At 58.1% G+C, this 23,373-nt stretch carries 18 protein-coding genes; 6 read left to right on the top strand and 12 right to left on the bottom strand.

The window, feature by feature from the left end; all coding sequences use genetic code 11:
- Together PSH69_RS25865 and radA are read left to right on the top strand one after the other, a co-directional pair.
- Positions 1-555: an ankyrin repeat domain-containing protein gene (locus PSH69_RS25865; RefSeq protein ID WP_111454233.1), complete on the top strand. Its 555-nt coding sequence runs from the start codon at positions 1-3 to the stop codon at positions 553-555.
- A 45-nt stretch (positions 556-600) separates the two neighbouring features.
- Positions 601-1,968, top strand: a complete 1,368-nt coding sequence (gene radA / locus PSH69_RS25860) for a DNA repair protein RadA (RefSeq protein WP_019581287.1) — start codon at positions 601-603, stop codon at positions 1,966-1,968.
- A 52-nt stretch (positions 1,969-2,020) separates the two neighbouring features.
- Here radA and PSH69_RS25855 read toward each other — a convergent pair whose 3' ends face one another.
- Positions 2,021-2,389: a PilZ domain-containing protein gene (locus tag PSH69_RS25855; RefSeq protein ID WP_305410205.1), complete on the bottom strand. Its 369-nt coding sequence runs from the start codon at positions 2,387-2,389 to the stop codon at positions 2,021-2,023.
- Positions 2,390-2,549: 160 nt separating this feature from the next.
- Between PSH69_RS25855 and PSH69_RS25850 the strand changes: the two genes are divergently transcribed.
- From PSH69_RS25850 to yjiA, 3 genes are all read left to right on the top strand, one after another.
- Entirely contained in the window at positions 2,550-4,616 is a 2,067-nt protein-coding gene (locus PSH69_RS25850) for a carbon starvation CstA family protein (RefSeq protein ID WP_305410204.1), read from the top strand.
- 15 nt (positions 4,617-4,631) lie between these two features.
- Positions 4,632-4,829 (top strand): YbdD/YjiX family protein, encoded by a 198-nt coding sequence (locus tag PSH69_RS25845; protein WP_007937254.1) that lies wholly within the window; start codon positions 4,632-4,634, stop codon positions 4,827-4,829.
- A gap of 120 nt (positions 4,830-4,949) precedes the next feature.
- Positions 4,950-5,912, top strand: coding sequence for a GTPase (gene yjiA, locus PSH69_RS25840; protein WP_305410203.1), 963 nt, complete (start codon positions 4,950-4,952; stop codon positions 5,910-5,912).
- A gap of 72 nt (positions 5,913-5,984) precedes the next feature.
- On the opposite strand, the gene lanM is transcribed toward yjiA, so the two are convergent.
- The 8 genes from lanM to PSH69_RS25800 all read right to left on the bottom strand — a co-directional run bounded on the left by lanM (position 5,985) and on the right by PSH69_RS25800 (position 18,382).
- Positions 5,985-9,071, bottom strand: coding sequence for a type 2 lanthipeptide synthetase LanM (gene lanM, locus PSH69_RS25835; protein WP_305410202.1), 3,087 nt, complete (start codon positions 9,069-9,071; stop codon positions 5,985-5,987).
- A gap of 121 nt (positions 9,072-9,192) precedes the next feature.
- Positions 9,193-9,345, bottom strand: coding sequence for a hypothetical protein (locus PSH69_RS25830; RefSeq protein WP_019581282.1), 153 nt, complete (start codon positions 9,343-9,345; stop codon positions 9,193-9,195).
- Between the two features lie 177 nt (positions 9,346-9,522).
- A complete protein-coding gene (locus PSH69_RS25825) occupies positions 9,523-9,666 on the bottom strand; it encodes a hypothetical protein (RefSeq protein WP_169342470.1) in 144 nt (47 codons plus the stop codon).
- A gap of 296 nt (positions 9,667-9,962) precedes the next feature.
- A complete protein-coding gene (locus PSH69_RS25820; protein ID WP_305410201.1) occupies positions 9,963-10,658 on the bottom strand; it encodes a GntR family transcriptional regulator in 696 nt (231 codons plus the stop codon).
- 43 nt (positions 10,659-10,701) lie between these two features.
- Positions 10,702-11,406 carry a FadR/GntR family transcriptional regulator gene (locus PSH69_RS25815; protein WP_305412873.1) on the bottom strand — a complete coding sequence of 235 codons (705 nt, stop codon included), beginning with the start codon at positions 11,404-11,406 and terminating at the stop codon, positions 10,702-10,704.
- Between the two features lie 53 nt (positions 11,407-11,459).
- Positions 11,460-12,773, bottom strand: coding sequence for a C4-dicarboxylate transporter DctA (locus PSH69_RS25810; protein WP_018925865.1), 1,314 nt, complete (start codon positions 12,771-12,773; stop codon positions 11,460-11,462).
- A 253-nt stretch (positions 12,774-13,026) separates the two neighbouring features.
- A complete protein-coding gene (gene glyA / locus PSH69_RS25805) occupies positions 13,027-14,280 on the bottom strand; it encodes a serine hydroxymethyltransferase (RefSeq protein ID WP_305410200.1) in 1,254 nt (417 codons plus the stop codon).
- Positions 14,281-14,533: 253 nt separating this feature from the next.
- Entirely contained in the window at positions 14,534-18,382 is a 3,849-nt protein-coding gene (locus tag PSH69_RS25800) for a bifunctional diguanylate cyclase/phosphodiesterase (protein ID WP_305410199.1), read from the bottom strand.
- Positions 18,383-18,660: 278 nt separating this feature from the next.
- Here PSH69_RS25800 and ettA point away from each other — a divergent pair, with 278 nt between their 5' ends.
- The gene (gene ettA / locus PSH69_RS25795; protein WP_018925869.1) at positions 18,661-20,325 is read left to right on the top strand and encodes an energy-dependent translational throttle protein EttA; all 1,665 of its coding nucleotides are present in this window, start codon (positions 18,661-18,663) and stop codon (positions 20,323-20,325) included.
- A 94-nt stretch (positions 20,326-20,419) separates the two neighbouring features.
- Here ettA and PSH69_RS25790 read toward each other — a convergent pair whose 3' ends face one another.
- From PSH69_RS25790 to PSH69_RS25780, 3 genes are all read right to left on the bottom strand, one after another.
- Positions 20,420-20,914, bottom strand: coding sequence for a GreA/GreB family elongation factor (locus PSH69_RS25790; protein WP_019581276.1), 495 nt, complete (start codon positions 20,912-20,914; stop codon positions 20,420-20,422).
- A gap of 70 nt (positions 20,915-20,984) precedes the next feature.
- Positions 20,985-21,341, bottom strand: coding sequence for a hypothetical protein (locus PSH69_RS25785; protein WP_305410198.1), 357 nt, complete (start codon positions 21,339-21,341; stop codon positions 20,985-20,987).
- Positions 21,342-21,425: 84 nt separating this feature from the next.
- Positions 21,426-23,279 (bottom strand): DUF4105 domain-containing protein, encoded by a 1,854-nt coding sequence (locus PSH69_RS25780; protein ID WP_305410197.1) that lies wholly within the window; start codon positions 23,277-23,279, stop codon positions 21,426-21,428.
- Positions 23,280-23,373: the final 94 nt, after the last annotated feature.

Here is a 23,373-nt window from a genome sequence, read left to right as displayed (position 1 = left end):
ATGCGTGTTTATCTGTCTGTGTTTCTGGCGTGCGTGTCGTTCGGTGTATTCGCCGGTCCTGACGCGCAAGTCTCGAAGGACCCCGAGGCGCTGAAAGCGCAATTACAGGATTACTATTTCGATGCCGCCCGAAGGGGGGATGTGCCGATGCTCGATACCTTCATCGAGGCCGGCTATTCCCTCGACACCCGCGACAGCAAGGGTTACACCGCGTTGATACTGGCCGCCTATCACGGTCAGGGTGCCGCCGTGGAGCGTTTGTTGGCGGCCGGGGCGGACGCCTGCGCTCAGGATCAACGCGGCAATACCGCGCTGATGGGCGCGATTTTCAAAGGCGAAGTGCAGATCGCTCGAACCCTGCTGGCCGCCAATTGCAGCCCCGACCAACGCAACGGCGCCGGGCAGACTGCCGCAATGTATGCCGGGTTGTTCAAGCGCGTCGAGTTGCTTGACGCGCTCAAGGCCAAAGGGGCGGACCTGAACGCCGAGGATCCGTTGGGCAACAGTGCCGCGCGTCTGGCCAGCGGTGAAATCCGCACGGCGGCGCCGCGCTGATCCGCGTCAGCTGAGCTATCATCGCGGTTTTTGCCGGGAGTTCAGATGGCCAAGGCCAAGCGCATGTACGGCTGCACCGAGTGTGGCTCAACCTTCCCCAAGTGGGCCGGCCAGTGCGGCGAATGCGGGGCCTGGAACACACTGACCGAAACCATGGTGGAGAGTGGCGGCGCCGCAGCCCCCAGCGGTCGCACCGGTTGGACCGGCCAGCAGGCGCAGATCAAGACCCTGGCCGAAGTCAGCGTCGAAGAAATTCCGCGGTTCTCCACGGCGTCCAGTGAGCTCGACCGTGTCTTGGGCGGTGGTCTGGTGGATGGCTCGGTGGTGTTGATCGGTGGTGACCCCGGTATCGGCAAGTCGACCATTCTGTTGCAAACCTTGTGCAACCTCGCCAAAAGCATGCCGGCGCTGTATGTCACTGGCGAAGAGTCCCAGCAACAAGTGGCCATGCGTGCCCGACGGCTGGGCTTGCCTCAGGATCAACTGCGGGTGATGACTGAAACCTGCATTGAAACCATCATTGCCACCGCTCGGCAGGAAAAGCCCAAGGTGATGGTGATCGACTCGATTCAGACGATCTTCACCGAGCAACTGCAATCGGCGCCGGGGGGCGTTTCCCAGGTACGCGAAAGCGCGGCATTGCTGGTGCGTTACGCCAAGCAAAGCGGCACGGCGATTTTCCTCGTGGGCCATGTCACTAAAGAAGGTGCGCTGGCCGGCCCCCGAGTGCTGGAGCACATGGTCGACACCGTTCTGTATTTCGAAGGGGAATCCGATGGGCGCCTGCGTTTGCTGCGGGCGGTGAAAAACCGGTTCGGCGCGGTGAATGAACTGGGCGTGTTCGGCATGACCGACAAAGGTCTGAAAGAAGTCTCCAACCCTTCGGCGATTTTCCTCACTCGCGCTCAGGAAGAAGTCCCGGGCAGCGTGGTCATGGCCACATGGGAAGGCACCCGGCCGATGCTGGTGGAAGTCCAGGCGTTGGTGGACGACAGTCATCTGGCCAACCCGCGCCGGGTGACGCTCGGTCTGGATCAGAATCGCCTGGCCATGTTGTTGGCGGTTTTGCACCGCCACGGCGGCATCCCGACCCACGATCAGGACGTGTTCCTCAACGTGGTCGGCGGCGTGAAGGTCCTGGAAACCGCTTCCGACCTGGCCTTGATGGCGGCGGTCATGTCCAGTTTGCGCAACCGGCCGCTGCCGCACGATCTGCTGGTGTTTGGCGAAGTCGGGTTGTCGGGTGAAGTACGCCCGGTACCGAGTGGCCAGGAGCGCTTGAAAGAAGCTGCCAAGCACGGCTTCAAACGCGCCATCGTGCCCAAGGGCAACGCGCCGAAAGAGCCGCCGCCGGGGTTGCAGATTATCGCCGTGACGCGCCTGGAACAGGCCCTCGACGCACTGTTCGAATAAACCGCCCTGTGGGAGCGAGCAGGCTCGCTCCCACAATGGAAGGCGGGAGGCTTCAGACTTCGATCAGGGCAGCCAATTCGCGCTCTAGTTCCCGGGGATCGCCCAGGTTGAACTCAATCAACCGCCGCAGGCGCTCGATGGATTCCAGGCTGATGTGTTTGCAGACGAACCCGAGCTGGTCATGGTCATCGTGGGTCAGTTGCACATCCATCTTGATGGCGACGTCATCGTTGAGATGAATGTCGACCAGGAAATGCCATTCCCGATTACCCAGCCATGGCTCGGGCTTCTCGACCAGCAGTCCCTTGAGCGACAGGTCAATCAGCCGCACCGGCCAGGTGAATTCCCCTTGGCTCAGCTCGGTTCGGGCATCGAACGCAATACGTCTGAAGCGGCGGCGATCGGCAGGTTGTTCGCTCATGGCGCAATCCTCGTAAAGGTTCGCTGACTATAGACCTGCATTGCCGAAGGCTGCCAGCACAGTGATGGCTCTAGACTGATGTCGAACTATGGTCTTTGCCGCCAGTAGCGCTAAACTCGAGATGGCTGTCTTTCTTGTCCACTCTGGCTGGAATCATAAAATGAAAAATAATAATAGCCCGCTACGCCACTTACCCTGGCTGCTGCTGGCAGTCGTAGGAGCGTGCGCCCTGGGCGTAGTGGCATTGCGTCGAGGCGAGGCGATCAACGCCTTGTGGATCGTTGTCGCAGCCGTCGCTATCTATCTTGTCGCATACCGCTACTACAGCCTGTTCATCGCTAACAATGTGATGCAACTCGATTCGCGTCGGGCTACACCTGCCGTAATCAACAATGACGGTCTGGACTACGTGCCGACCAACAAACACATTCTTTTCGGCCACCACTTCGCGGCCATCGCCGGCGCGGGGCCGCTGGTCGGTCCGGTGTTGGCGGCGCAGATGGGCTACTTGCCCGGTACGCTGTGGCTGATTGCCGGCGTGGTGCTGGCCGGTGCGGTTCAGGACTTCATGGTCCTGTTCATGTCCACCCGCCGCAACGGCCGTTCCCTGGGTGACATGGTCCGTGAAGAAATGGGCCGCATCCCCGGGACCATCGCGCTGTTCGGCTGCTTCCTGATCATGATCATCATCCTCGCGGTGCTGGCGCTGATCGTGGTCAAGGCCCTGGCCGAGAGCCCGTGGGGCATTTTCACGGTGATGGCGACCATCCCGATCGCGATGTTCATGGGCATCTACATGCGCTACATCCGCCCGGGCCGCATCGGTGAAATCTCGGTGATCGGCGTGGCGTTGCTGCTGGGTTCGATCTGGCTGGGCGGGCAGATCGCCGCTGACCCGGTGTGGGCCAAGGCGTTCAGCTTTACCGGGGTCCAGATCACCTGGATGCTGATCGGCTACGGTTTCGTGGCAGCCGTGTTGCCGGTGTGGCTGATTCTGGCGCCACGTGATTACCTGTCCACCTTCCTCAAGATCGGCACCATCGTTGCCCTGGCGATCGGCATTCTGATCACCATGCCCGAGCTGAAAATGCCGGCATTGACCCAGTTCATCGACGGCACCGGGCCGGTGTGGAAGGGCGGGTTGTTCCCGTTCCTGTTCATCACCATTGCCTGTGGCGCAGTGTCGGGTTTCCATGCGCTGATCTCTTCCGGCACCACGCCGAAGCTGCTGGATAACGAAGTCAACGCTCGCTACATCGGTTACGGCGGCATGCTGATGGAATCCTTCGTGGCGATCATGGCGATGGTGGCTGCTTCGGTGATCGAGCCGGGCGTCTATTTCGCCATGAACAGCCCGGCGGCGGTCGTCGGCGGTGATGTGGTGGCGGTAGCGACAGCGGTCAGCAACTGGGGCTTTGCCATCACGCCGGAAGCGTTGCAAGCGGTAGCCAAGGACATCGGTGAAACCACCGTCCTGGCCCGTGCCGGCGGTGCGCCGACCCTGGCGGTCGGTATCGCGCAGATCCTGCACAGCGTGCTGCCGGGTGAAAACACCATGGCGTTCTGGTACCACTTCGCGATCCTGTTCGAAGCGCTGTTCATCCTCACTGCGGTCGACGCCGGTACCCGTGCCGGACGTTTCATGCTGCAGGACTTGCTCGGCTCCTTCGTACCGGCGCTGAGACGCACTGAATCCTGGACCGCCAACCTGATTGCCACCGCCGGTTGCGTGGCGATGTGGGGCTATCTGCTGTACCAAGGCGTGATCGACCCGTTGGGCGGGATCAACACCTTGTGGCCGCTGTTCGGTATCTCCAACCAGATGCTGGCCGGTATCGCGCTGATGCTGGCAACCGTTGTATTGATCAAAATGAAACGCCAACGCTACATCTGGGTCACCATGCTGCCCGCCGTTTGGTTGCTGATCTGCACCACCACTGCAGGCTTCATCAAGCTGTTCGACGCCAACCCGGCGATCGGCTTCCTGTCGCTGGCCAAGAAGTACAGTGATGCCCTGGCCAACGGTCAGATCCTCGCTCCGGCCAAGAGCATCGAGCAGATGCAGCACGTGATCTACAACGCCTACACCAACGCAACGCTGACCGCGCTGTTCCTGTTCGTGGTGTTCAGCATCCTGTTCTATGCGCTCAAGGTCGGTATTGCCGCCTGGGGCACCAAAGAACGCACGGATAAAGAATCGCCATTCCAGGCGCTGCCGGATGCGTAACCTGAGGATTGCACCATGTTCAATGACCTGAGTCGCCTCGGTAAATACCTCGGTCAGGCCGCACGCCTGATGGTCGGGATGCCCGACTACGACAACTACGTCGAGCATATGCAAACCAAACACCCGGACAAACCGGTGATGAGTTACGAGGCGTTCTTTCGGGAGCGTCAGGAGGCTCGTTACGGCGGCAAGGGTGGACCGAAGTGCTGTTGATGTACGCGGTTTAGGTAACACACCACTGTAGGAGCACGGCTTGTCGGCGAAGGCGATCTTCAAGACGCTTTCGCCGGCAGCCTGGCTCCTACAGTTTTTTTGCGTCCGGGAGATCTTATTTTGTTAGCGCCAATCCCTGTCACGATCCTCAGCGGCTTTCTCGGCGCTGGTAAAACCACCTTGTTGCGCCACCTGCTCAAAGCCGAGCACGGCCTGAAAGTCGCCGTGATCGAAAACGAGTTCAGTGACGCCGGCATCGACACCCAGCTGTTGGGCGACGAGCCGGTGCAAGTGATGACGCTGTCCAACGGCTGCGTCTGCTGCACCATCCACACCGATTTGACCAAAGCGCTGTACCTGCTACTGGAGCGCCTGGACAGTGGCGAAATCGCCTTTGACCGCCTGGTGATCGAATGCACCGGTCTGGCCGACCCGGCCCCGGTGGCACAAACCTTTTTTATCGATGAAGAGCTGCGCGAGCGCTACATCCTCGACGGCATCATCACCCTGGTGGACGCGGCTCATGCCGAACTGCACCTGACCCAGACCATTGCCCAGGCGCAGATCGGTTTTGCCGACCGCTTGCTGGTGAGCAAACGCGATCTGGTGGATGAGCCGACCTTCACCGCCCTCAGCGAGCGCCTGACCCGGATCAACCGTCGCGCGCCGATTCGTGTGGTCGACCACGGCAAGATTGATCTGGCCGAATTGCTCGATGTGCGTGGCTTCAACCTCAATGCCGACCTCGGTGGTGGCGTGAGTTTGCGGCCGGTGAGCAAGGCGCCCTCCATCGATCGCATTTCCAGCCTGGTGCTGCGTACCGACAAACCGCTGGATATCGACAAGCTCAGCGAGTTCATGAACGAACTGCTGGAAGACCATGGCAAGCAATTGCTGCGTTACAAGGGCGTGCTGAACATTGCCGGCGAGGACCGGCGGTTGGTGTTTCAGGGAGTGCTGAAGCTCTATGGTTTTGATTGGGACACCGAATGGGCTGAGGGGGAAAGGCGCGATAGTGTGATGGTGTTTATTGCCGATGACTTGCCGGAAGAGAAGATTCGGGCTGGGTTTGCCATGCTTTGATCCGCCAGGTTTTCGCACAAAAAACCGGCCTGAGTGATCGCCGGTTTTTTGGGCTGCCGTTGTCAGGTGTGCCTATGTCGGCACGCTGAAGTCTAGCGACAGTATGTTGGGAATCGTCGGGTCAACGGAATATAGCAAGGCATACCCGACACCTGATATCCCCGTCAGTAGACTGATGTCGGGAACCTGATCGCTGCTGAGAAAGTTGCTCTCGAAAAAGTTATGGGCGACTTGTTCAAATGCTTTTTCAACTCTGGTGACGCCCTCGTGATTGCCTGAATCCCGGTACCAATCGTACAAGCAGATCAGATTGCCAAAGTCACCGTGACACAAGCTATAACCGCTCCCAAGGCCATGACGCCAGAGATTACTCTCGCACCTGGAAATATCCTCATCCACTTTCTGTCTGGTTGATGCGTCCAGGACCTCTCCCATCGACTTCAAGAGTTGTCGCCTGGCAATCAGAATTCCACCATCCCCGTGGCACCACTTGGTCAAATGCCCCGGATTCTCCTTGTCTCTCAAGTCCAGCCAGAACCCGTCACGAGTCAAGCGGTTTTCGCTCTCGAACACCTCAACGGCCAAGGGCACCAGAGACCTGTCGTAAGTCACATCATAGGCTTTGCACAAAGCATGGAGCACTCCCGAGAGCCCGTGGGACAGGCCTGTCAAAATGACAGACTGATCGTTGCGTCGGAAAAAACGGCCCTCTTCAATGATGAGCTCACTTTTTATGTAATCGACCATACGCCTGATGGCTGATAGCAGATCTTCTCGCGGATTCAATACATAGACATTTGCCATTAGCGTCACCGCGCCACAGCAGCCCGACAGAAAATCAAAGTCATAATCCTTGGGGGGGACTTCTATTATTCTGGTCAGTAAGTCTTCCAGTGTGTCGTTATATTTTTGATCGCCGGTGATCTGCTGGCGGCTCAAGAGGAGGTAGATATAAGAGCCCAACCCATGAAATGCACTGACACTCGAGTCGCTCTTGAAATAACCGAATGATTCGGCCAGTGAGTGCAGCACTCGATCAGCGCAGGTCAAATAATGAGGTGTCCGGCTTACTTTGAATAGACTCAGGTAAAACAGTCCAACCCCGGCGATCCCGGAATACAGGCCATTACCCATTGGGGAAAGATATTTTTTATGTGTCGTGGGGTGTGTATGGAAGGATAGCCATCTAATGTCCGCGCCCGCTTTCGTCACCGCGAGCTCCTCGACGCGGGAAGCGATTTTGATGATGTTTTCAAGACGATCAGTCGGTGTCGAACGTTCAGTTTTCGTATGAGTATGCGTGAGATTAAGAGGCTGAAGGTCATTTGGCTTTGGAAACAGACATGTTTCGAGAATAGTGCGTTGCAAGGCTTTATCCGCTAGAGACAAGCTGTCCATTTTTTTCAAGCAGCTTTCGTACGGCGGTCTTACTTGAGGTGTTTCGATTTTTTCACCGTGTGCACTCACTAGATAACGGGAGGTGAGGGGCATGGTAAAACACGGAATGCTTAACCTTTGCAGGTCCATTATTTCGTGCCGGGGAATGCCTATTGTAATGTAGGCATCTTTCACATCTTTCCACAGGGTGGCGAGTAAGAGCTCTCTATCGAGCATGTTTTGCATAAAGCGTGGATGCCGGCTCAGTCCGATAAAGTCGGCATAACGTTGGGTGTTTTTCACCAATACACGGGTTGAGAGCTGTTCTGCAGATAGTTCAAGCATTCGAACAACGGTTTGCCGATGGGTCATTAACGCATCATAGGAAAGTTCAAAGCTCTCTAAGAAAGCTTCTTTATAATGCTCCAGCCCTTTTCGTTCATCGGCCAGCAGAGGCAGGTGTTTTTGCTGAAGGCAATGTTCTGTATTGATTTTGCGCAAATGGTAAAAGCCGTTTTCATGAACGAGCGATTTGCCAGTGGAGAGGAATCGCTCTTGTCGTGTCAACCCGCTCAAGTCGTTACCTGAACCTTGCGCGAAAGGTACAAAGCCGCTGGAAAAAACTGAATGCCGAGTCGACGTAAATGCCTTGAACAGAGCAGAGTCAGCCGGCAAGTCATAAAGCAGGTCGCTGATAGAAGCCGTAAACAAACATTCCAGGTCAATCATGACCGGATTGCTTCCATGCGCAATAATGTTTTCGTGATGAAAGTCGATACCGTTCAAAGCATGGATAACGGCGATTTGTGCTCCCATTTTTCGGTAGAACAGTTCAACCTCCGCCAGGTTTGCACAGGGTAGGTTCTCGATTACCTCTATCCAGCTATGTTTTCCACGACTGACAATTCTGGGCGAATAAATAGAGAAACACTCAGCGCCTGTCTGCTCGTGCAGTTCACCAAGGAGACGATTGAAAAACAGTGCCTCCTGGCTCGCCCTTGGTTTGTATACCAGGGGCATTGCACCGACCTCAACCCGACAAACCGTTTCACCGCGGCCATGCGGGTCTCCCAGACCAAATTCGATAGCGCTTATTTTATCGCAGGGGATTGAAAACTCGTTTCGCAGAGATTCAACGTCGGCAGCGAAGTCGAGAATGACGGTATACAAATAGTCAATTGCATCCTCCAGCAGCCCAAACAATAAGCTCGCCAACACTGGGTAGGCTTCAAAAAATGTGCTGAGTGAAAGAGTTCTCAGTTGCTGGCTGAGTTCAGGCAATTCAACGTTGTTGCCTTGGGCAATCTGAGTGTTCAAATAGTGAACAAGGCTCTGTTCGGAGGTGCGGCTGATTCTGTCTAATATAAAATTTTCAACACTTGAAAGTAATGTTTGCTCACAGATGTGTGTCGACGCACTCAAGTAGCGTTCGTCTGTTTTGAAAACATCGATAAAATAAAGGTAAAAGCGGTAGGCGAACCAATAGAAGTTTTCACTGTTTTTCGGGGCTGGCTTCTCGCCGGTATTTATGGCGTCTAGTGCAGTTACTTTTTTTCGCAAAGAATTTAGTGATGCTTCACTGCTGCTGGGCAGCAGGTGCGTATTGGTGGGTTCTTCCACAAACGAAGCCAATTCCTTCCGGTCCATTCCAAAATAATGCAGGACGGCCTGGTCGTCAATTTCATGCAGGCGGATCATGTTATTTCTGAAGTTGATAAGTTCATTTCCAGAAGAAAATCTGCGTTTACCTCGCTGACGCAACGTCAAGAAATTAGCCAACATGCCGAAACTCCCTGTATGGATCGAGCAGGCGTTGCCTGCTCGATCTTTTTATTGTTGATCACTTGACAGACTGACTGGCTGGTAATTTATCCAGGTCGGTCGTCGGTATAACGGCCAATGATCAAGGAATCGAACAACCCAGGCCTGTGCATTGTAGGGTGCCACAGTCAAGAATGGTGGTGCCCATTGCTTCAATGTTGTCTTTGTCGCAAGACTGGTACGCTTCAAAGTCGCGATCAAAATCGCCGGACATATTTAGAATCTGCTCGTTCATAGTGTTATTCTCATTGTTGGTCAGGTACTAAATGCAGTGAGCAACGGTCAGCCGGATACCGGTAATTACCTTTGGCTACATTGTATTCAGAGTTTTTTATAGGGCTGAGCTGCTTTTATCTAAAAGAAGATTTGCGCAGAGGCATATTTCTGGCTTGAGACAGGCTCTGCCACAGTTTTAGCACAGAATGGCGGTGCAGTTTTCGGTGCCACACTCGACGATTGTCAGTGCTGCCGATTCAATGCCGTTTCGGCTGACTTGTTGATAGGCTTCGAACTCGCTATCGAAGTCGCCGGACATGGCCATAAGTATCTCGCTCATCATGTTCCTCTTTTTATTAAACACCGGTATGGTGTGCGAAAAAAGTTAACATGCTCCGGGCGGGACACCAATACGTAGCTTATAACCTCATATTTCAGTTGTTGGTTGTCAGGTTGTAATTTTCAGGGTGTGTTGGGTGTCGTGCTGTAATGATTTCAGGGTGATATTCAAGTGGTCTGAATAACTGGGTGAAGAAAATATGAGTTTGTTTATATCGAACTCGCAACAAATAGTATGATTGTTTCGCGTCATGACTGGGGCGAAACATGAATAACTACGTGTCAGCCCCGATCTTTTCATGTCTGGAATAGTTGTTTCTCCAATTTATCGAGGTGCGTGTTCATCAGCCTGACCGCAGCCGACACATCGCGGCGCTCAACCGCATCGACTATCGCCCCGTGTGATTGCCATGCATCGTGATCATTCCACGGAACTTCACACTGCGCGATTGCCAGGGAAATCGGTGGTACCAGGCTTCCGAGAAACCAGGCCAGTGGAACGTTGCCGACGAATTCAGCCAATAGCAGGTGAAATTCACCGGACAGGCGAAGCGTCGGCCCGCGCAACCCACGCTCGGCGGATTCGCGTTCTCTGGCAACCAGGTCACGTAAATGTCGCAACTGTGTTGATTGTGGTTGTTGGCAAGCCAGCCGGATCAAGGTGGATTCGGTCAGGCGTCGAGCATGGAGCGTCTGGCGGGTCCGCTCAGCATCTGGCGCCGCCACTTGAGGTCGATGATTGGGCAGCAGCAAGATCACCTGCTGCTGAGACAATCTCGCAAGTACGTGGCGAATGATGTTGCGATTCACGCCGAACATCTGGCCCAGGCTCGCTTCGGTAAAACGACTGTCAGTGTCGATACGCCGTTCAAGAATCGCGTCGAAAACCCGCGGGTAGATGTTGTCCACCAGATGGGTTTTCTCCTCTGCTCGGCGACGGCGTAGGGACACGGGGAAAGTGAGGTGCTGTGAATTCAAGGCGCAGCTGGCCATGGCCTGTCTCCAGTCCGGTTGCCGAAATGAAAGTGAAAGAGGTTCAGTTGTGCATATGGTCGTCCGGGATATTCAATTCGATGCCCATCCGTTGGCCTTCCCGAAGGATGTGCCGACGCATTTCGGCACTGGCCTGGGCGCTGTTTTTGCTGCGGATCGCTCGTACCATGGCTTCGCTTTCTTCAAGGCGCTCAGCCAAGTGCTCCGGAGAATTGCGCAGCACGTCGGCGCTTTGCTTGAGGGCATTGCTGGTCTGCTGCACCACGCTCTGGAAAATCGGGTTTGAGGTCAGGGTGAACAACTCTTCGTGGAACGCGATGTAGGCGTTCACACCGGCCTCGCTGTCATTGGCTTCCAGGGCTTCGCGCATGTCCATCAGGGTCAGGCGCAGTTGCCCGACTTCCTTGCTGCTGATGGACTGTGCCACCAGGCCGACGATGAACGGTTCGAGGGTGTAGCGCAGTTGCAACACGTCTTCCAGGCTGGCCCCCGCGACCGCGCTGTCATGGCTTTGGCTGTCGCTGAGATTGGCCTCCAGCACCACCACGCCTTTGCCCGGCATCGAGCGCACCAGCCCGAGGGTTTCCAGCACGATCACCGCTTCGCGCAGGCTTGGGCGGCTGATGCCCAGTTGTTCGGCCAGTTCACGCTGGCCCGGCAGCATGTCGCCGGAACGCCACTGACCGCGGGCCAGCGCGGCCCGAAGTTTTTCTACCACTGAATTTACGACGGTTGACGAGGTAATCACTGTTCGCTCCAAATCGCGATAAATGTGCCTGCCCGTGGGCAGGCACACGTTGTTTAAAATTCCTGCTGATGTGCCGGGACCACCGGTTTTCTCGGCTGGAAGGTGTAACCCACCTGGCCGGACAGCACTTTGTTTGCCCGTTGGATATCGATGTCCTTTTCCCAGCGAGCGATGGCCACCGTGGCGACGCAGTTACCAATCAGATTGGTCAGTGCCCGGCCGATGCCCATGAACCAGTCCACCGCCAGCACCAGCACCAGGCCCACCACCGGAATTGCCGGGATCGCCGTCAGGGTGGCGGCGAGAATCACCAGCGCCGAGCCGGGAATCCCGTGGGCGCCTTTGGAGGTGATCAGCGACACCAGCAGAATCGTCAGCAGGTCAGTCATGGCCAGCGGCGTGCCGGTGGCATTGGCGATGAACACAATGGCCAGGGTCAGGTAGATCGAAAAACCATCAAGGTTGAACGAATACCCGGTCGGAATCACCAGCCCGACCGTGGAACTGCCGATGCCCAGATGCTCAAGCTTGCGCATGATTTGTGGCAGCACGGCGTCGGAAGAGGCGGTGCCCATGACGATCAGCAGTTCTTCGCGCAGGTACTTGAGCAGTGGCCACATCCGCAGGCCCGAGAGGCGCATCACCAGGCCGAGAATCAGCGCCACGAACGCCGCGCAGGTCAGGTAAAACAGGCCGACCAGGCTGCCCAGGTGTTGCAGCGAGTCCAGGCCATATTTGCTGGTGGTGAAGGCGATGGCGCCGAAGACGCCGATCGGCGCCAGGCGCACGATCATGCCCATGATGCGGAAGATCACATGGCTCAGCTCGTTGATCAGCCGGGAAATACCCGACGCCGCTTCACCCACCAGATTCAGCGCGCTGCCGAACAGCACCGAAAACAGCAGGACTTGCAGGATGTTGTTGTCGGCGAAGGCGCCGATCACCGAGGTCGGAATCAGGTCCATCAGGAACTGCGTGGTGGTGTGCATGTGCTGACCGCGCTGGGCGATGTCGCCCATGTCGGCGGCGGAGAGCTGCTCCAGATGAATGTTCGCGCCGCTGCCGATGCCGGTTGTGAAGGCGAACACCAGGCCGATCACCAGGGCGATGGTGGTCAGTATTTCGAAGTAGATGACCGATTTGAGGCCGATGCGTCCGACCTTCTTCAGGTCGCCGGCACCGCTGATGCCGCTGACCACCACGCAAAACACGATCAGGCCAATAAGCATCTTGATCAGTTTGATGAAGCCGTCGCCAAGGGGTTTGAGTTGGGCGGAGTATTCGGGAAGGGTCAGACCGCAGACGATGCCGAGCACCAGTCCGAGAACCACTTGAAGGAAGATTGAACGCGAGCACCATCTGAGCATGGGAGGAATCCTGGTCGGTGTCCTGGCTGCCGTGCGCGGGGCGCATCAGATTCAGGACTTAATTATTGTGGTCTTACCGGTATGTCCAGTGCAGGCGCAGTCTACGCTGGATTTTTTCAGGATTACAAGGGGACGCAGCAAAATTGGCATGACCGGTCTGACCAGTGGTGCCGACCCCATTGATCTTTATGGCGGACGAAAAAAAACCGGCCATCACTGGCCGGTTTTTCATTGCTGCGGTTTAGCGGGGCAATTAAGCGCCGTACACCGGCAGTTTCTTGCAGATGGCCTTGACCTTCTCACGAACGGCATCGATCACCGCCTCGTTGTTCAGGTCAGCCAGGATGTCGCAGATCCAGCCGGCCAGCTCTTTGCACTCTGCTTCCTTGAAGCCGCGAGTGGTCACAGCCGGGGTACCGAAACGCAGGCCGGAGGTGACGAACGGGGAGCGTGGATCGTTCGGTACCGAGTTCTTGTTCACGGTGATGAACGCTTTGCCCAGTGCAGCGTCGGCGTCTTTACCGGAGATTTCCTGCTTGATCAGCGACAGCAGGAACAGGTGGTTCTGAGTACCGCCCGACACCACGTCGAAACCGCGCTCGATGAACACGCCGGCCATGGCCTGGGCGTTTTTCACCACTTGTTGCTGGTAGGCCTTGAACTCAGGCTGCAGCGCTTCCTTGAAGCAGATCGCCTTGGCAGCGATCACGTGCTCCAGCGGGCCGCCTTGGGCACCCGGGAATACTGCGGAGTTCAGCTTCTTCTCGATGTCGGCGTTGGCGCGAGCCAGGATCAGGCCGCCACGTGGACCGCGCAGGGTCTTGTGGGTGGTGGTGGTCACCACGTCAGCGAAAGGCACCGGGTTCGGGTAGACGCCAGCGGCGACCAGACCGGCCACGTGGGCCATGTCGACGAACAGGTAAGCACCAACCTTGTCAGCGATAGCGCGGAAGCGTGGGAAGTCCAGGATCTGCGAGTAAGCCGAGAAACCGGCCACGATCATTTTCGGCTTGTGCTCGACCGCCAGACGCTCGACTTCGTCGTAGTCGATCAGGCCGTTGCTGTCGATGCCGTACTGCACGGCGTTGTACAGCTTGCCGGAGGACGAAACGCTGGCACCGTGGGTCAGGTGACCGCCGTGAGCCAGGCTCATGCCCAGAATAGTGTCGCCTGCTTGCAGCAGGGCCAGGTAAACGGCGCTGTTGGCTTGCGAACCGGCGTGCGGCTGAACGTTGGCGTAATCGGCGCCGAACAGCTCTTTGGCGCGGTCGATGGCCAGTTGTTCGACGATATCGACGAACTCGCAACCACCGTAGTAGCGCTTGCCCGGGTAACCTTCGGCGTACTTGTTGGTCAGTACCGAGCCTTGAGCTTCCATCACCGCAGGGCTGGTGTAGTTTTCCGAAGCGATCAGCTCAATGTGTTCTTCCTGACGCTGAGCTTCTTGCTCCATGGCGGCAAAAAGGTCGGCGTCGAACTTGGCAATAGTCAAATCACGGCTGAACATGGCGGTCCTCAAGGATCGGGGCAGAAAAGGGAGGCATTCTAACCCAACCGCTTTTAGATGGCATATGAAAGGACATCATGTCGCAGACAAGTGGTGTTCATGAGCAGGATTTACGGTGTCTGGGCTGGTTAGTGTCAGGTGATCGTTCCCACGCTCTGCGTGGGAATGCCTCATTGGACGCTCTGCGTCCGCTTTGGCATGTGACGCGGAGCGTCACGGGCTGCGTTCCCACGCAGAGTGTGGGAGCGATCAGTCAGTCGAACATGAACAACGCATCATTGCTGAACTGCGCTTCGAACCGGCCGGCCGGCATCGGGCGGCCGAACAGGTAGCCCTGAACCTCATCGCAACCATGCTCGCGCAGGAAGTCGAGCTGTTCGTGGGTTTCTACGCCCTCGGCGATCACCGCCAGATTGAGGCTGTGGGCCATGGCGATGATCGCCCGGGCAATTTGCGCATCCTGTTCACCGGATGGCAGGCCATCGACGAAGGTGCGGTCGATTTTCAGCACATCGATCGGGAATTGCTTGAGGTAGTTGAGCGATGAATAACCGGTGCCGAAGTCGTCGACCGCAATGCTCAGGCCGAGGTTTTTCAGTCCGGCGAGGATCTGCATCGCCTCGCTGACTTCGCGCATCAGGATACTTTCGGTCAGCTCCAGCTCCAGGCACGCCGGGGGCAGGCCGGTTTCCCTGAGAATGGTGGCGATCCGCATGCCGAGCTGCCCGTCGGAGAACTGCCGGGCCGAAATATTCACCGAGACCTTCGGCACCCGCACCTTGGCCAGGTGCCAGGTCTTGAGCTGACGGCAAGCCTCACCGATCACCCAGTCGCCGACATCCACCACCAGCCCGAGCTCTTCGAGCACCGGAATGAAGTCCCCCGGCGGCACCAGGCCACGGCGCGGGTGGCGCCAGCGCAGCAGGGCTTCGGCACCGGTCAGGCGTTTGCCGTCGCCGCTGAATTGCGGCTGGTAGTACAGCACGAATTCGTTTTGCTCCAGGGCGTGGCGCAAGTCGCTTTCCAGTTCCAGACGTTCCAGGGCGCTGGCGTTCATGTCGGCCTGATAGAACTGGAAGTTGTTCTTGCCGCGCTCCTTGGCGTGGTACATCGCAGTGTCGGCGTTCTTCATCAGCTGACTGAGTTCGCTACCGTCCTGAGGACTCAGGGCGATGCCGATACTGGCGGTGACGAAGAACTCGCGGCCTTCGAGTACGAACGGTTTCACCAGGCTGGCGAGGATCTGTTCGGCTACATGAATCGCCCGGTTCAGGGCGATCTCGCGGTTGACCCGAGGTTGCAGCAGCAGGGTGAATTCATCGCCGCCCATGCGCGCCACGGTGTCGTCATCGTCGACGCAGCCGAGCAGGCGCGTGGCCATTTCCTTGAGCATGCGGTCGCCGGCGGCATGGCCCAGGGAGTCGTTGATCGGCTTGAAACGGTCCAGGTCGAGGAACATCAGCACCACCCAGGACTTCTGCCGTTCGGCCGATTGCAGCGCGGTGTGCAGGCGATCCTGGAACAGCGTGCGGTTGGGCAGGTGGGTCAGGGCGTCGTAATAGGCGAGGCGGTGAATCCGTTGCTCACTGGCCTTGCGCTCGCTGATGTCGCTGAAGAAACACACATAACTGGCCAGATCGCCTTCGTCGTCGAGCACCGCCGTAATCCCGACCCAGGCCGGGTAGTGCTCGCCGTTGCGACGCTTGAGCCAGACTTCGCCTTCCCAGGTGCTGTGCTGGTGCAATTGCTTGAGCACGTAGCGCAGATGAGTTTCCTGCTGCTCGTCGACGGTGAGCATGTTCGGCAACTGATCGAGCACCTGGGACACCGCATAGCCGCTGACGCGACTGAAGGCCTCATTGGCCTGGACGATGTAGCCGGCCGGGTCAGTGATCAGAATCGCCGAGGTCGAGTGCTCGAATACCGTGGCCGCCATGCGCAGGTCTTTCTCGGCCCGGCGTTGCTGGCTGATGTCGCGACCGACCCCGAGCACACCTTCGAAGGCGCCGTGTTCGTCCCAGACCAGGACCAGACGCAACTCGATAGGGATCTTGCGTCCGTCGGCCCGCAGGCAGTCGAACAAAAACAGTTGGGTCTGCACCTGACTGCGCAGCAGTGTCAGTTGATCGGGTTTATCCAGCGCTTTGCTGACTCGGTCCATCAGGCTGTAGATGCCGCTCAGTTGTTGCGGGTTGGCGATGGTCGATTGCCAGCCGTTCTGGAATATCCAGTCGGCGTCGAAGCCCAGCACCGCTTGTACCGAGGGGCTGACGTAATTGAGCGCCATCTTGCTGTCAGTCGAGAAAATCACGTCGCTGATACTTTCGGCGAGCATCCGGTAGCGCTGCTCGCTGTCGCGCAGGGATTCACTGGCTTCGATCTGCTCGGTGATGTCCTTGGCCACGCCGATGATGCGCGTGACCTGATCGTGCTTGTCCCGCGCCAGGGCCTGTTCGCGAATATCGAAACGCCGCCATTTGCCATCGCGATGGCGGAAACGCAGCTGGCACTGCAGCAATTGGGTGTAACCCGCCTGACGCTGGGACTGGCGCGAGCGGTGGTAGTAGTCGGCGTCCTCCGGGTGCAAGAGGATTTCCCAGAAGTACTCGCCCATCTGGTGCAGCTCGGTGCGGTTGTAACCCAGCGTCTGCCCCAGGTGATGGTTGCTGAAGATCATCCGCTGGCTGATCACGTCTTGCACATACAGGTGATCCGGCACGGTACGCACCACATCGGACCAGAATCCTTCGCGCTCCAGCAGCGAAAGCTCAATGAGTTTGCGGCTGGTGATGTCGCTGATGCTCAGGATCACCGCTCTATAGTCGGGCTGATCTTCCGGCAGGCGCAGCACGAGCCACAAGTGCTGGTCGCGGCCATTGGCGTCCTGAAGCTTGATTTCCAGCTCAAGCTGTTTCTGCTGGTGGAGCACCGCTTCGAGCACTTGATTGCCGATGGCCGTGCAGTCCAGTGGGCAGCCGTTGATCAGTAGTTTCCAGGCCTGATCGCAGGAATTGACGTTGAGCAGTTGCAGGGCGACCTGGTTGACTTCGGTGATGCGCAGTTCCTGCAACAATTGCTGGCGTTGCTCCGGTATCTCGAGCCAGGTTCTCAGCTGCTCGCTGTTGGTGAGTTGCGCCTTGTCGAAAAAACTTTTGAGTCCGGACAGGTCCAGCACGCACAGGGCAACGCCGGTGCCTTCGAAGATGTCCTGATAGCGTCGGCGGCCTTCATGCAGTTGGCGTTGGCGGCGACGAATGTTCAGCAAAGCGATGAACGGTAACAGCGAGAACGCCAGGCCCAGAAGGCATTTGCCGATGAACGCCGGCAACAGTTGTTCGATCACCCGTTGCCGGTCGAACAGCCCGCGCAGTTGCCAGTCGCTGCTGCTCAGGGGGACGGTCAATACGCTGTTGGTCAGTTCGTCGGGTGTCAGCGCCGCGGGTTTGGCAGAAGGCAGGGCGTCATCGCGACTGATGATCTGATGATTGATGCGGTTTTCCACCAGCCACAGGGGGCGAAGGCCGGCGTCGCCCTGTTTGGTCAATGAAGAGAAAAATGTCGGTGTCAGGCGCAGGGCCCAGTAGCCGCGCGTGCTGCCGCTGGCCTGATGCAGGAGCAGGTGCACCACCGAGCCGTCATCGGCATTGCTGAAATAGTGGGCCTGGGCGCGACTGCGCTGGACCAGTTCGCTCAGGTAGTTGGCGTCCTGGCTGTCGACGGCGCTGTCACTCAGGACTTTCCCGGAGGGGCTGAGCAGCGCCAGGCTGCGCAGGTCGGGCAGCGACTGTTGCAGTTTGCGCAGCAATGCCTGCTGTTCGTCGGCGCTTTGCGGTTGTTCGACGATCGGTAGCAGATTAAGGGCGATCTGGGCGTTGAGCGCCATGTTGAGGCTGACTTGCGAAGCCAGGTCGGCGGTGTAGTTGATGGTGTACTGGCGCTGGTTTTTCTGGGTTTCGCGCAGTTGATCCAGCAACTGCCAGAACAGCAATGCGAGCAGCAACAGCACGAGAGTCGCCAGCGCGCCCTTCAAGCTTCCGCGCAGGGGCGAGCCGAGCCCAGGGTTGAGCACGCTCGCGGACGGTGGCGGAGTGACATTGGACAAACTGTAATCCTGCGGTTTGGCTGGACTGGCGCGGCGTGCACTATAAGCCGGACGCCCGAAGGGCGGCTAGCATGCCTTGACTTGTGGCGAAGTGCCAGCCCCGCTCGGCTGGACTGCCTCCTGTCAATGAGGTAGCTTTGCCGGTTACGCGGGAGCGTTCCAGCTCCTAGGTTTTTCAGCGCGCACGCCTTGATACCCATCAAACGAACGACGCGCATGGCCTGGCCGGGCATCGCCTGCGCTCCAATCATTCATCAGTCACTGACCCTAGGTTCTCCATGGCTCAATACGTCTTCACCATGCATCGGCTGGGCAAAGTTGTTCCGCCGAAGCGGGAAATCCTGAAAAACATTTCTTTGTCGTTCTTCCCCGGCGCCAAAATCGGCGTCCTCGGTCTCAACGGTTCGGGTAAGTCCACACTGCTGAAAATCATGGCAGGCGTCGACACCGAGTTCGACGGCGAAGCCCGTCCGATGCCGGACCTGAACATCGGCTACCTGCCGCAAGAACCGATCCTGGACCCGACCAAGACCGTGCGTGAAGTGGTCGAGGAAGCGGTCAGCGTGATCAAGGACGCCCAGGCGCGTCTGGACGAGGTCTACGCGGCCTACGCCGATCCGGATGCCGACTTCGACAAGCTGGCTGCAGAGCAAGCCAAACTTGAAGCCATCCTGCAGGCCAGCGATGGCCACAACCTGGATCGCCAACTGGAAGTCGCTGCCGATGCGCTGCGTCTGCCGGCCTGGGATGCCAGGGTTGAACATCTTTCCGGTGGTGAAAAGCGTCGTGTGGCCCTGTGCCGCCTGCTGCTGTCCGCCCCGGACATGCTGCTGCTCGACGAACCAACCAACCACCTGGACGCCGACTCCGTCGCCTGGCTGGAGCACTTCCTGCACGATTTCCCGGGCACCGTGGTTGCGATCACGCACGACCGTTACTTCCTGGACAACGTTGCCGGCTGGATCCTCGAACTCGACCGCGGCGCCGGTATCCCGTACGAGGGCAACTATTCGGGTTGGCTCGAAGCCAAGTCCGATCGTCTGGCGGCCGAATCCAAGCAGCAATCGGCTCACGAAAAGGCCATGAAGGAAGAGCTGGAGTGGGTGCGCAAAGGCGCCAAGGCCCGCCAGTCCAAGTCCAAGGCTCGTCTGCAACGCTTCGAAGAAATGCAATCGCAGGAATTCCAGAAGCGCAGCGAAACCAACGAGATCTACATCCCGGCCGGTCCACGCCTGGGCGACAAGGTCATCGAGTTCAAGAACGTCACCAAGGGCTACGGCGATCGCGTGCTGATCGACAACCTGTCGTTCTCCATGCCTAAAGGCGCCATCGTTGGCGTGATCGGTGGTAACGGTGCCGGTAAATCGACCCTGTTCCGCATGCTGATGGGCAAGGAAACGCCGGATTCGGGCAGCATCGAAGTCGGCGAAACCGTGCAACTGGCGTGCGTCGACCAGAGCCGTGAAGACCTGGATGGCAGCAAGACTGTGTTCCAGCAGATCTCCGACGGTTCCGACCAGATTCGCATCGGCAACTACGAGATCCCGTCGCGTACCTACGTCGGTCGTTTCAACTTCAAGGGTGGCGATCAGCAGAAGTTCGTCAAGGACCTGTCCGGCGGTGAGCGTGGTCGCTTGCACCTGGCCCTGACCCTGAAAGAGGGCGGCAACGTCCTGCTGCTCGACGAACCGTCCAACGACCTCGACGTTGAAACCCTGCGTTCCCTGGAAGAAGCCTTGCTGGACTTCCCGGGCGCCGCCATTGTGATCTCTCACGATCGGTGGTTCCTTGACCGCGTCGCGACTCACATCCTGGCGTACGAAGACGACTCGCAAGCGGTGTTCTTCGAAGGCAACTACACCGAGTACGAAGCCGATCGCAAGAAACGCCTCGGCGAAGCGGCCTCCCAGCCGCACCGGGTACGGCACAAGAAACTGGCCTGATTTCAGGTTGGTCGAAAAAAAACGGAGCCTTCGGGGCTCCGTTTTTTTTTGCGCTCAGTAAGACCGAGGCTTGCCCGCAAAGGCGTCATCGAACTTACCCGATCTCTATGGCCAGCACCTCAATCACCAAATCCCCCGCCGGGCGTTTCCACGACACTTCATCGCCCACATGCGCACCCAGCAACGCCCGTCCCAGCGGCGAACTCCAATTGATCAGCCCATGGGCGGCATCCGCCTGGTCTTCTCCAACCAATTGCACGCGCTGCTCGTGATCGTGTTCGTCGGCGAAAGTTACCCAATTGCCAATCTGCACTTTGTCGGTGGAGGAGGCTGGTGCAACCACCTGCGCACTTTGCAGGCGCTGCTTGAAGTAGCGCCAGTCGCGATCGAGGTCGGCCTGGCGCTGCTTGTCGGCCAGGTCACCTTTGGCGCTTTCCTCGTCGAGCAGGCTTTGCAGCGCGGCGACTTTCGCCTGAAGCTGCGCGAGCCCGGCGGGTGTGACGTAATTGGGCTGCGCGCTGACCTGTCGTTCGACTGGCAGGTCGGCTTGCGCGGCAGCGTTATCTTCATTGACGAAGGCGCGACTCATGTTGTTCTCCCGTTATAGGGTTTGGGCCATGGTCGCGTGCTTTAAGTTTCGACGAATGTCTGTAAACGACTTATTGCGAGCGATAGGCTCGCGCGGCGTCCCGGTCTTTCTCTCGTTGCCAGGCCCTTTCGCGCTCATCCCAATGGCGTTCCCTGTATTCGTTGCGATCCTCGCTTTCCCGCATGGCCTGGCATTGACGGAAGCCATCGGTCCAGCCTTCTGCGTATTGCTTGTCCTTGAGGTAGCGTGGGACATTTTTGCGAAATTCACCGGTGATTGCCCCGGCGGCTTGCCGGCCACTGCTGCAACCGTCATCGAAGCCATCGGCGAACGCCGGCGGATACCCTTTGGCGATCAGATCCTCGTGAGTCGACTGGCACCCTGTAACCAATAGCAACAACCCCAACACACCCACGCAACGCCACATCTCGGACTCCAGGGCCGTTCAACGGCCTATAGGAGAAGTCTAGAAGCGGATTTGTCGGATGGGAGTGAAAGAAAGGTCAAAAGATCAATAGTGATACCACTTCACTTCAAGCATCACTTCGTTTTCAGGTGACGCCAGGTGGCTGAATTCGCGTTGGGCACTCAGGCGCAGCCCGAGGTTGCGCGACAACTCCCACTGCTGATTCAGGCTCATGCTCCGGCGCACTTCGCCGTTGGTGAAGTAATCGCCCTTGGCTTCCAGGCTGAAATTTCCCAGCGGGTTTTTCCACAACAGACCGCTGTTGAAGCCCGCTGCCGGGGCAATGAAGCCCGCGAAGTCGTTGTTGTGCTCCACGCGCACGGTGCCCAAGGCGAACCCGAGCATGTCGTCGCTCAGTTGCCAGGTCCCGCCACCGCCACCGTTGACATGACTGACCAGGGTTTCGTCATCATGCTTGCCCGGCACACGCTCCAGGCCGCCGGTGACTTGCCACGACAGCGGCTGCAACAGCGCGTTGCGCGGGGTCAGGGAGCGGATGGTCGCCAGGTCCAGTTGCTGCAATTGCCAGTGATTGCCTTCGTATTGGCGCAGCTTCATCTGCAGGATTTCGATCTGCGCGCCAAGGGGGAAGCTTTCGGCGTTGTCGTTAAGGTCGTGGTAGGCCATGCGCAGGCCATATTCGCCGAAGGCTTGGTCACCCCGGGTGCCGATGCCGGCCTGCCAGGTGCGGGACTCGTGGCCGTCCTCGGGCAGGCCTGGTCGCGCGATGTCCAGTTCAGGGGGCGGGTTCTGATTGATCGCGCGCAGCAATTCGAAACTGCGCTGAGCCCGTTGCGGGTCACGTTCCTGACCGTTGGCGCGATAACGCTCCAGACGATAGGCCGCATCGATGATCAACGCCTGTCGCTCGCGCGGTTGCGCCTTGAACGCCGGTTCCTGCAATTGCTTCTGATCGGCGCTGACTTTCAGCACCCACTGTTGCTCTTCATCGGTCAACGGCTGCGCGCGGCTCAGCAGTTCACGCTCGCGGGACGGGCGATATTCGATCGACTCCACGAGTCCGGCCTGTTTCACCGCTTTGACGGTGTCGGTGGGAATGGCGGTCAACGGGAACTGATCGGTCAGCTTCAGGCCCGGCCGCGCCACCTGCAGCAGCTCAAGCAGGCGATAGGAGCAGTTTTCATCGAAGAAGAAGTAGTCGAACTGGATCTGCTTGAGCTCCCAGACATGCTCGACCATGCGCTCGGTTTCCTGCTGGGTCAGGTTCAGGCGGTATTCCCACAGGTCGCGGTTTTCGAGGCTACGGTACTCCGAGAGTTTTTCCTGATAGGGCACCAGTGCAAACAGCCCGGGATAACCACCCATCAGGCCTTTCCACGCGTACAAAATGCTGTTGTCCGACCCTTCGATGTAGGCGCCGAAGTTGATCGCGTAACTGAGCAGCGAGGTCTTGTCGCGCTGCACATCGACCTGATCGATGCGCAGCAAGGTATGGCCGAACATCGACGACGGGCTGTTCAGGTAGGCGGCCGGGAAAATCATCACCGCACTGTGGGGTGAAACGTCCTTGAACCATTGCTTGAATTCAGCACAGTCCAGCGACGGCAGATCCGTCAGGTCAAGTTGCGCCTTGAGCCAGCGAGTACGGGCCGGATAGACACATTGCGCATGCTGCTCGCCGGCACTGGCCGGGGCATACAGCGCCTGTACGGTCGCCGCCAGTTCGCGGTCGGGGTGTTCGTTGCCGTCGGGAGCGAGAAAGAATTTTTTGTCGCTGACATAGCTGCGCCAGCCACCGAGCTTGGCGGTTTCGTAATGACCCAGGGAAATCCAGAAGGGGTCGTTGGCCAGTTGCTGCAAACGTTGATTGTCGATGTGGGGCGCGGCGGACAGCGGGGCGCAGACACAGAGCGCCAGCCAGGCAAGGCGTTTGAGCATAGTGAGCAACTTAAGTCGAAAGAAACAAAGACCCAAAGAGGCAGGCGAAAAAGGGCCCGGGTCAAAAAATAAAACCCGCTCCCCAAAGAGAGCG

This window comes from Pseudomonas sp. FP1740 (assembly GCF_030687165.1).
Taxonomy (GTDB): Bacteria; Pseudomonadota; Gammaproteobacteria; order Pseudomonadales; family Pseudomonadaceae; genus Aquipseudomonas.
The sequence above is the reverse complement of the archived record's forward strand: the minus strand, read 5'-3'. Positions and strand labels throughout refer to the sequence as shown.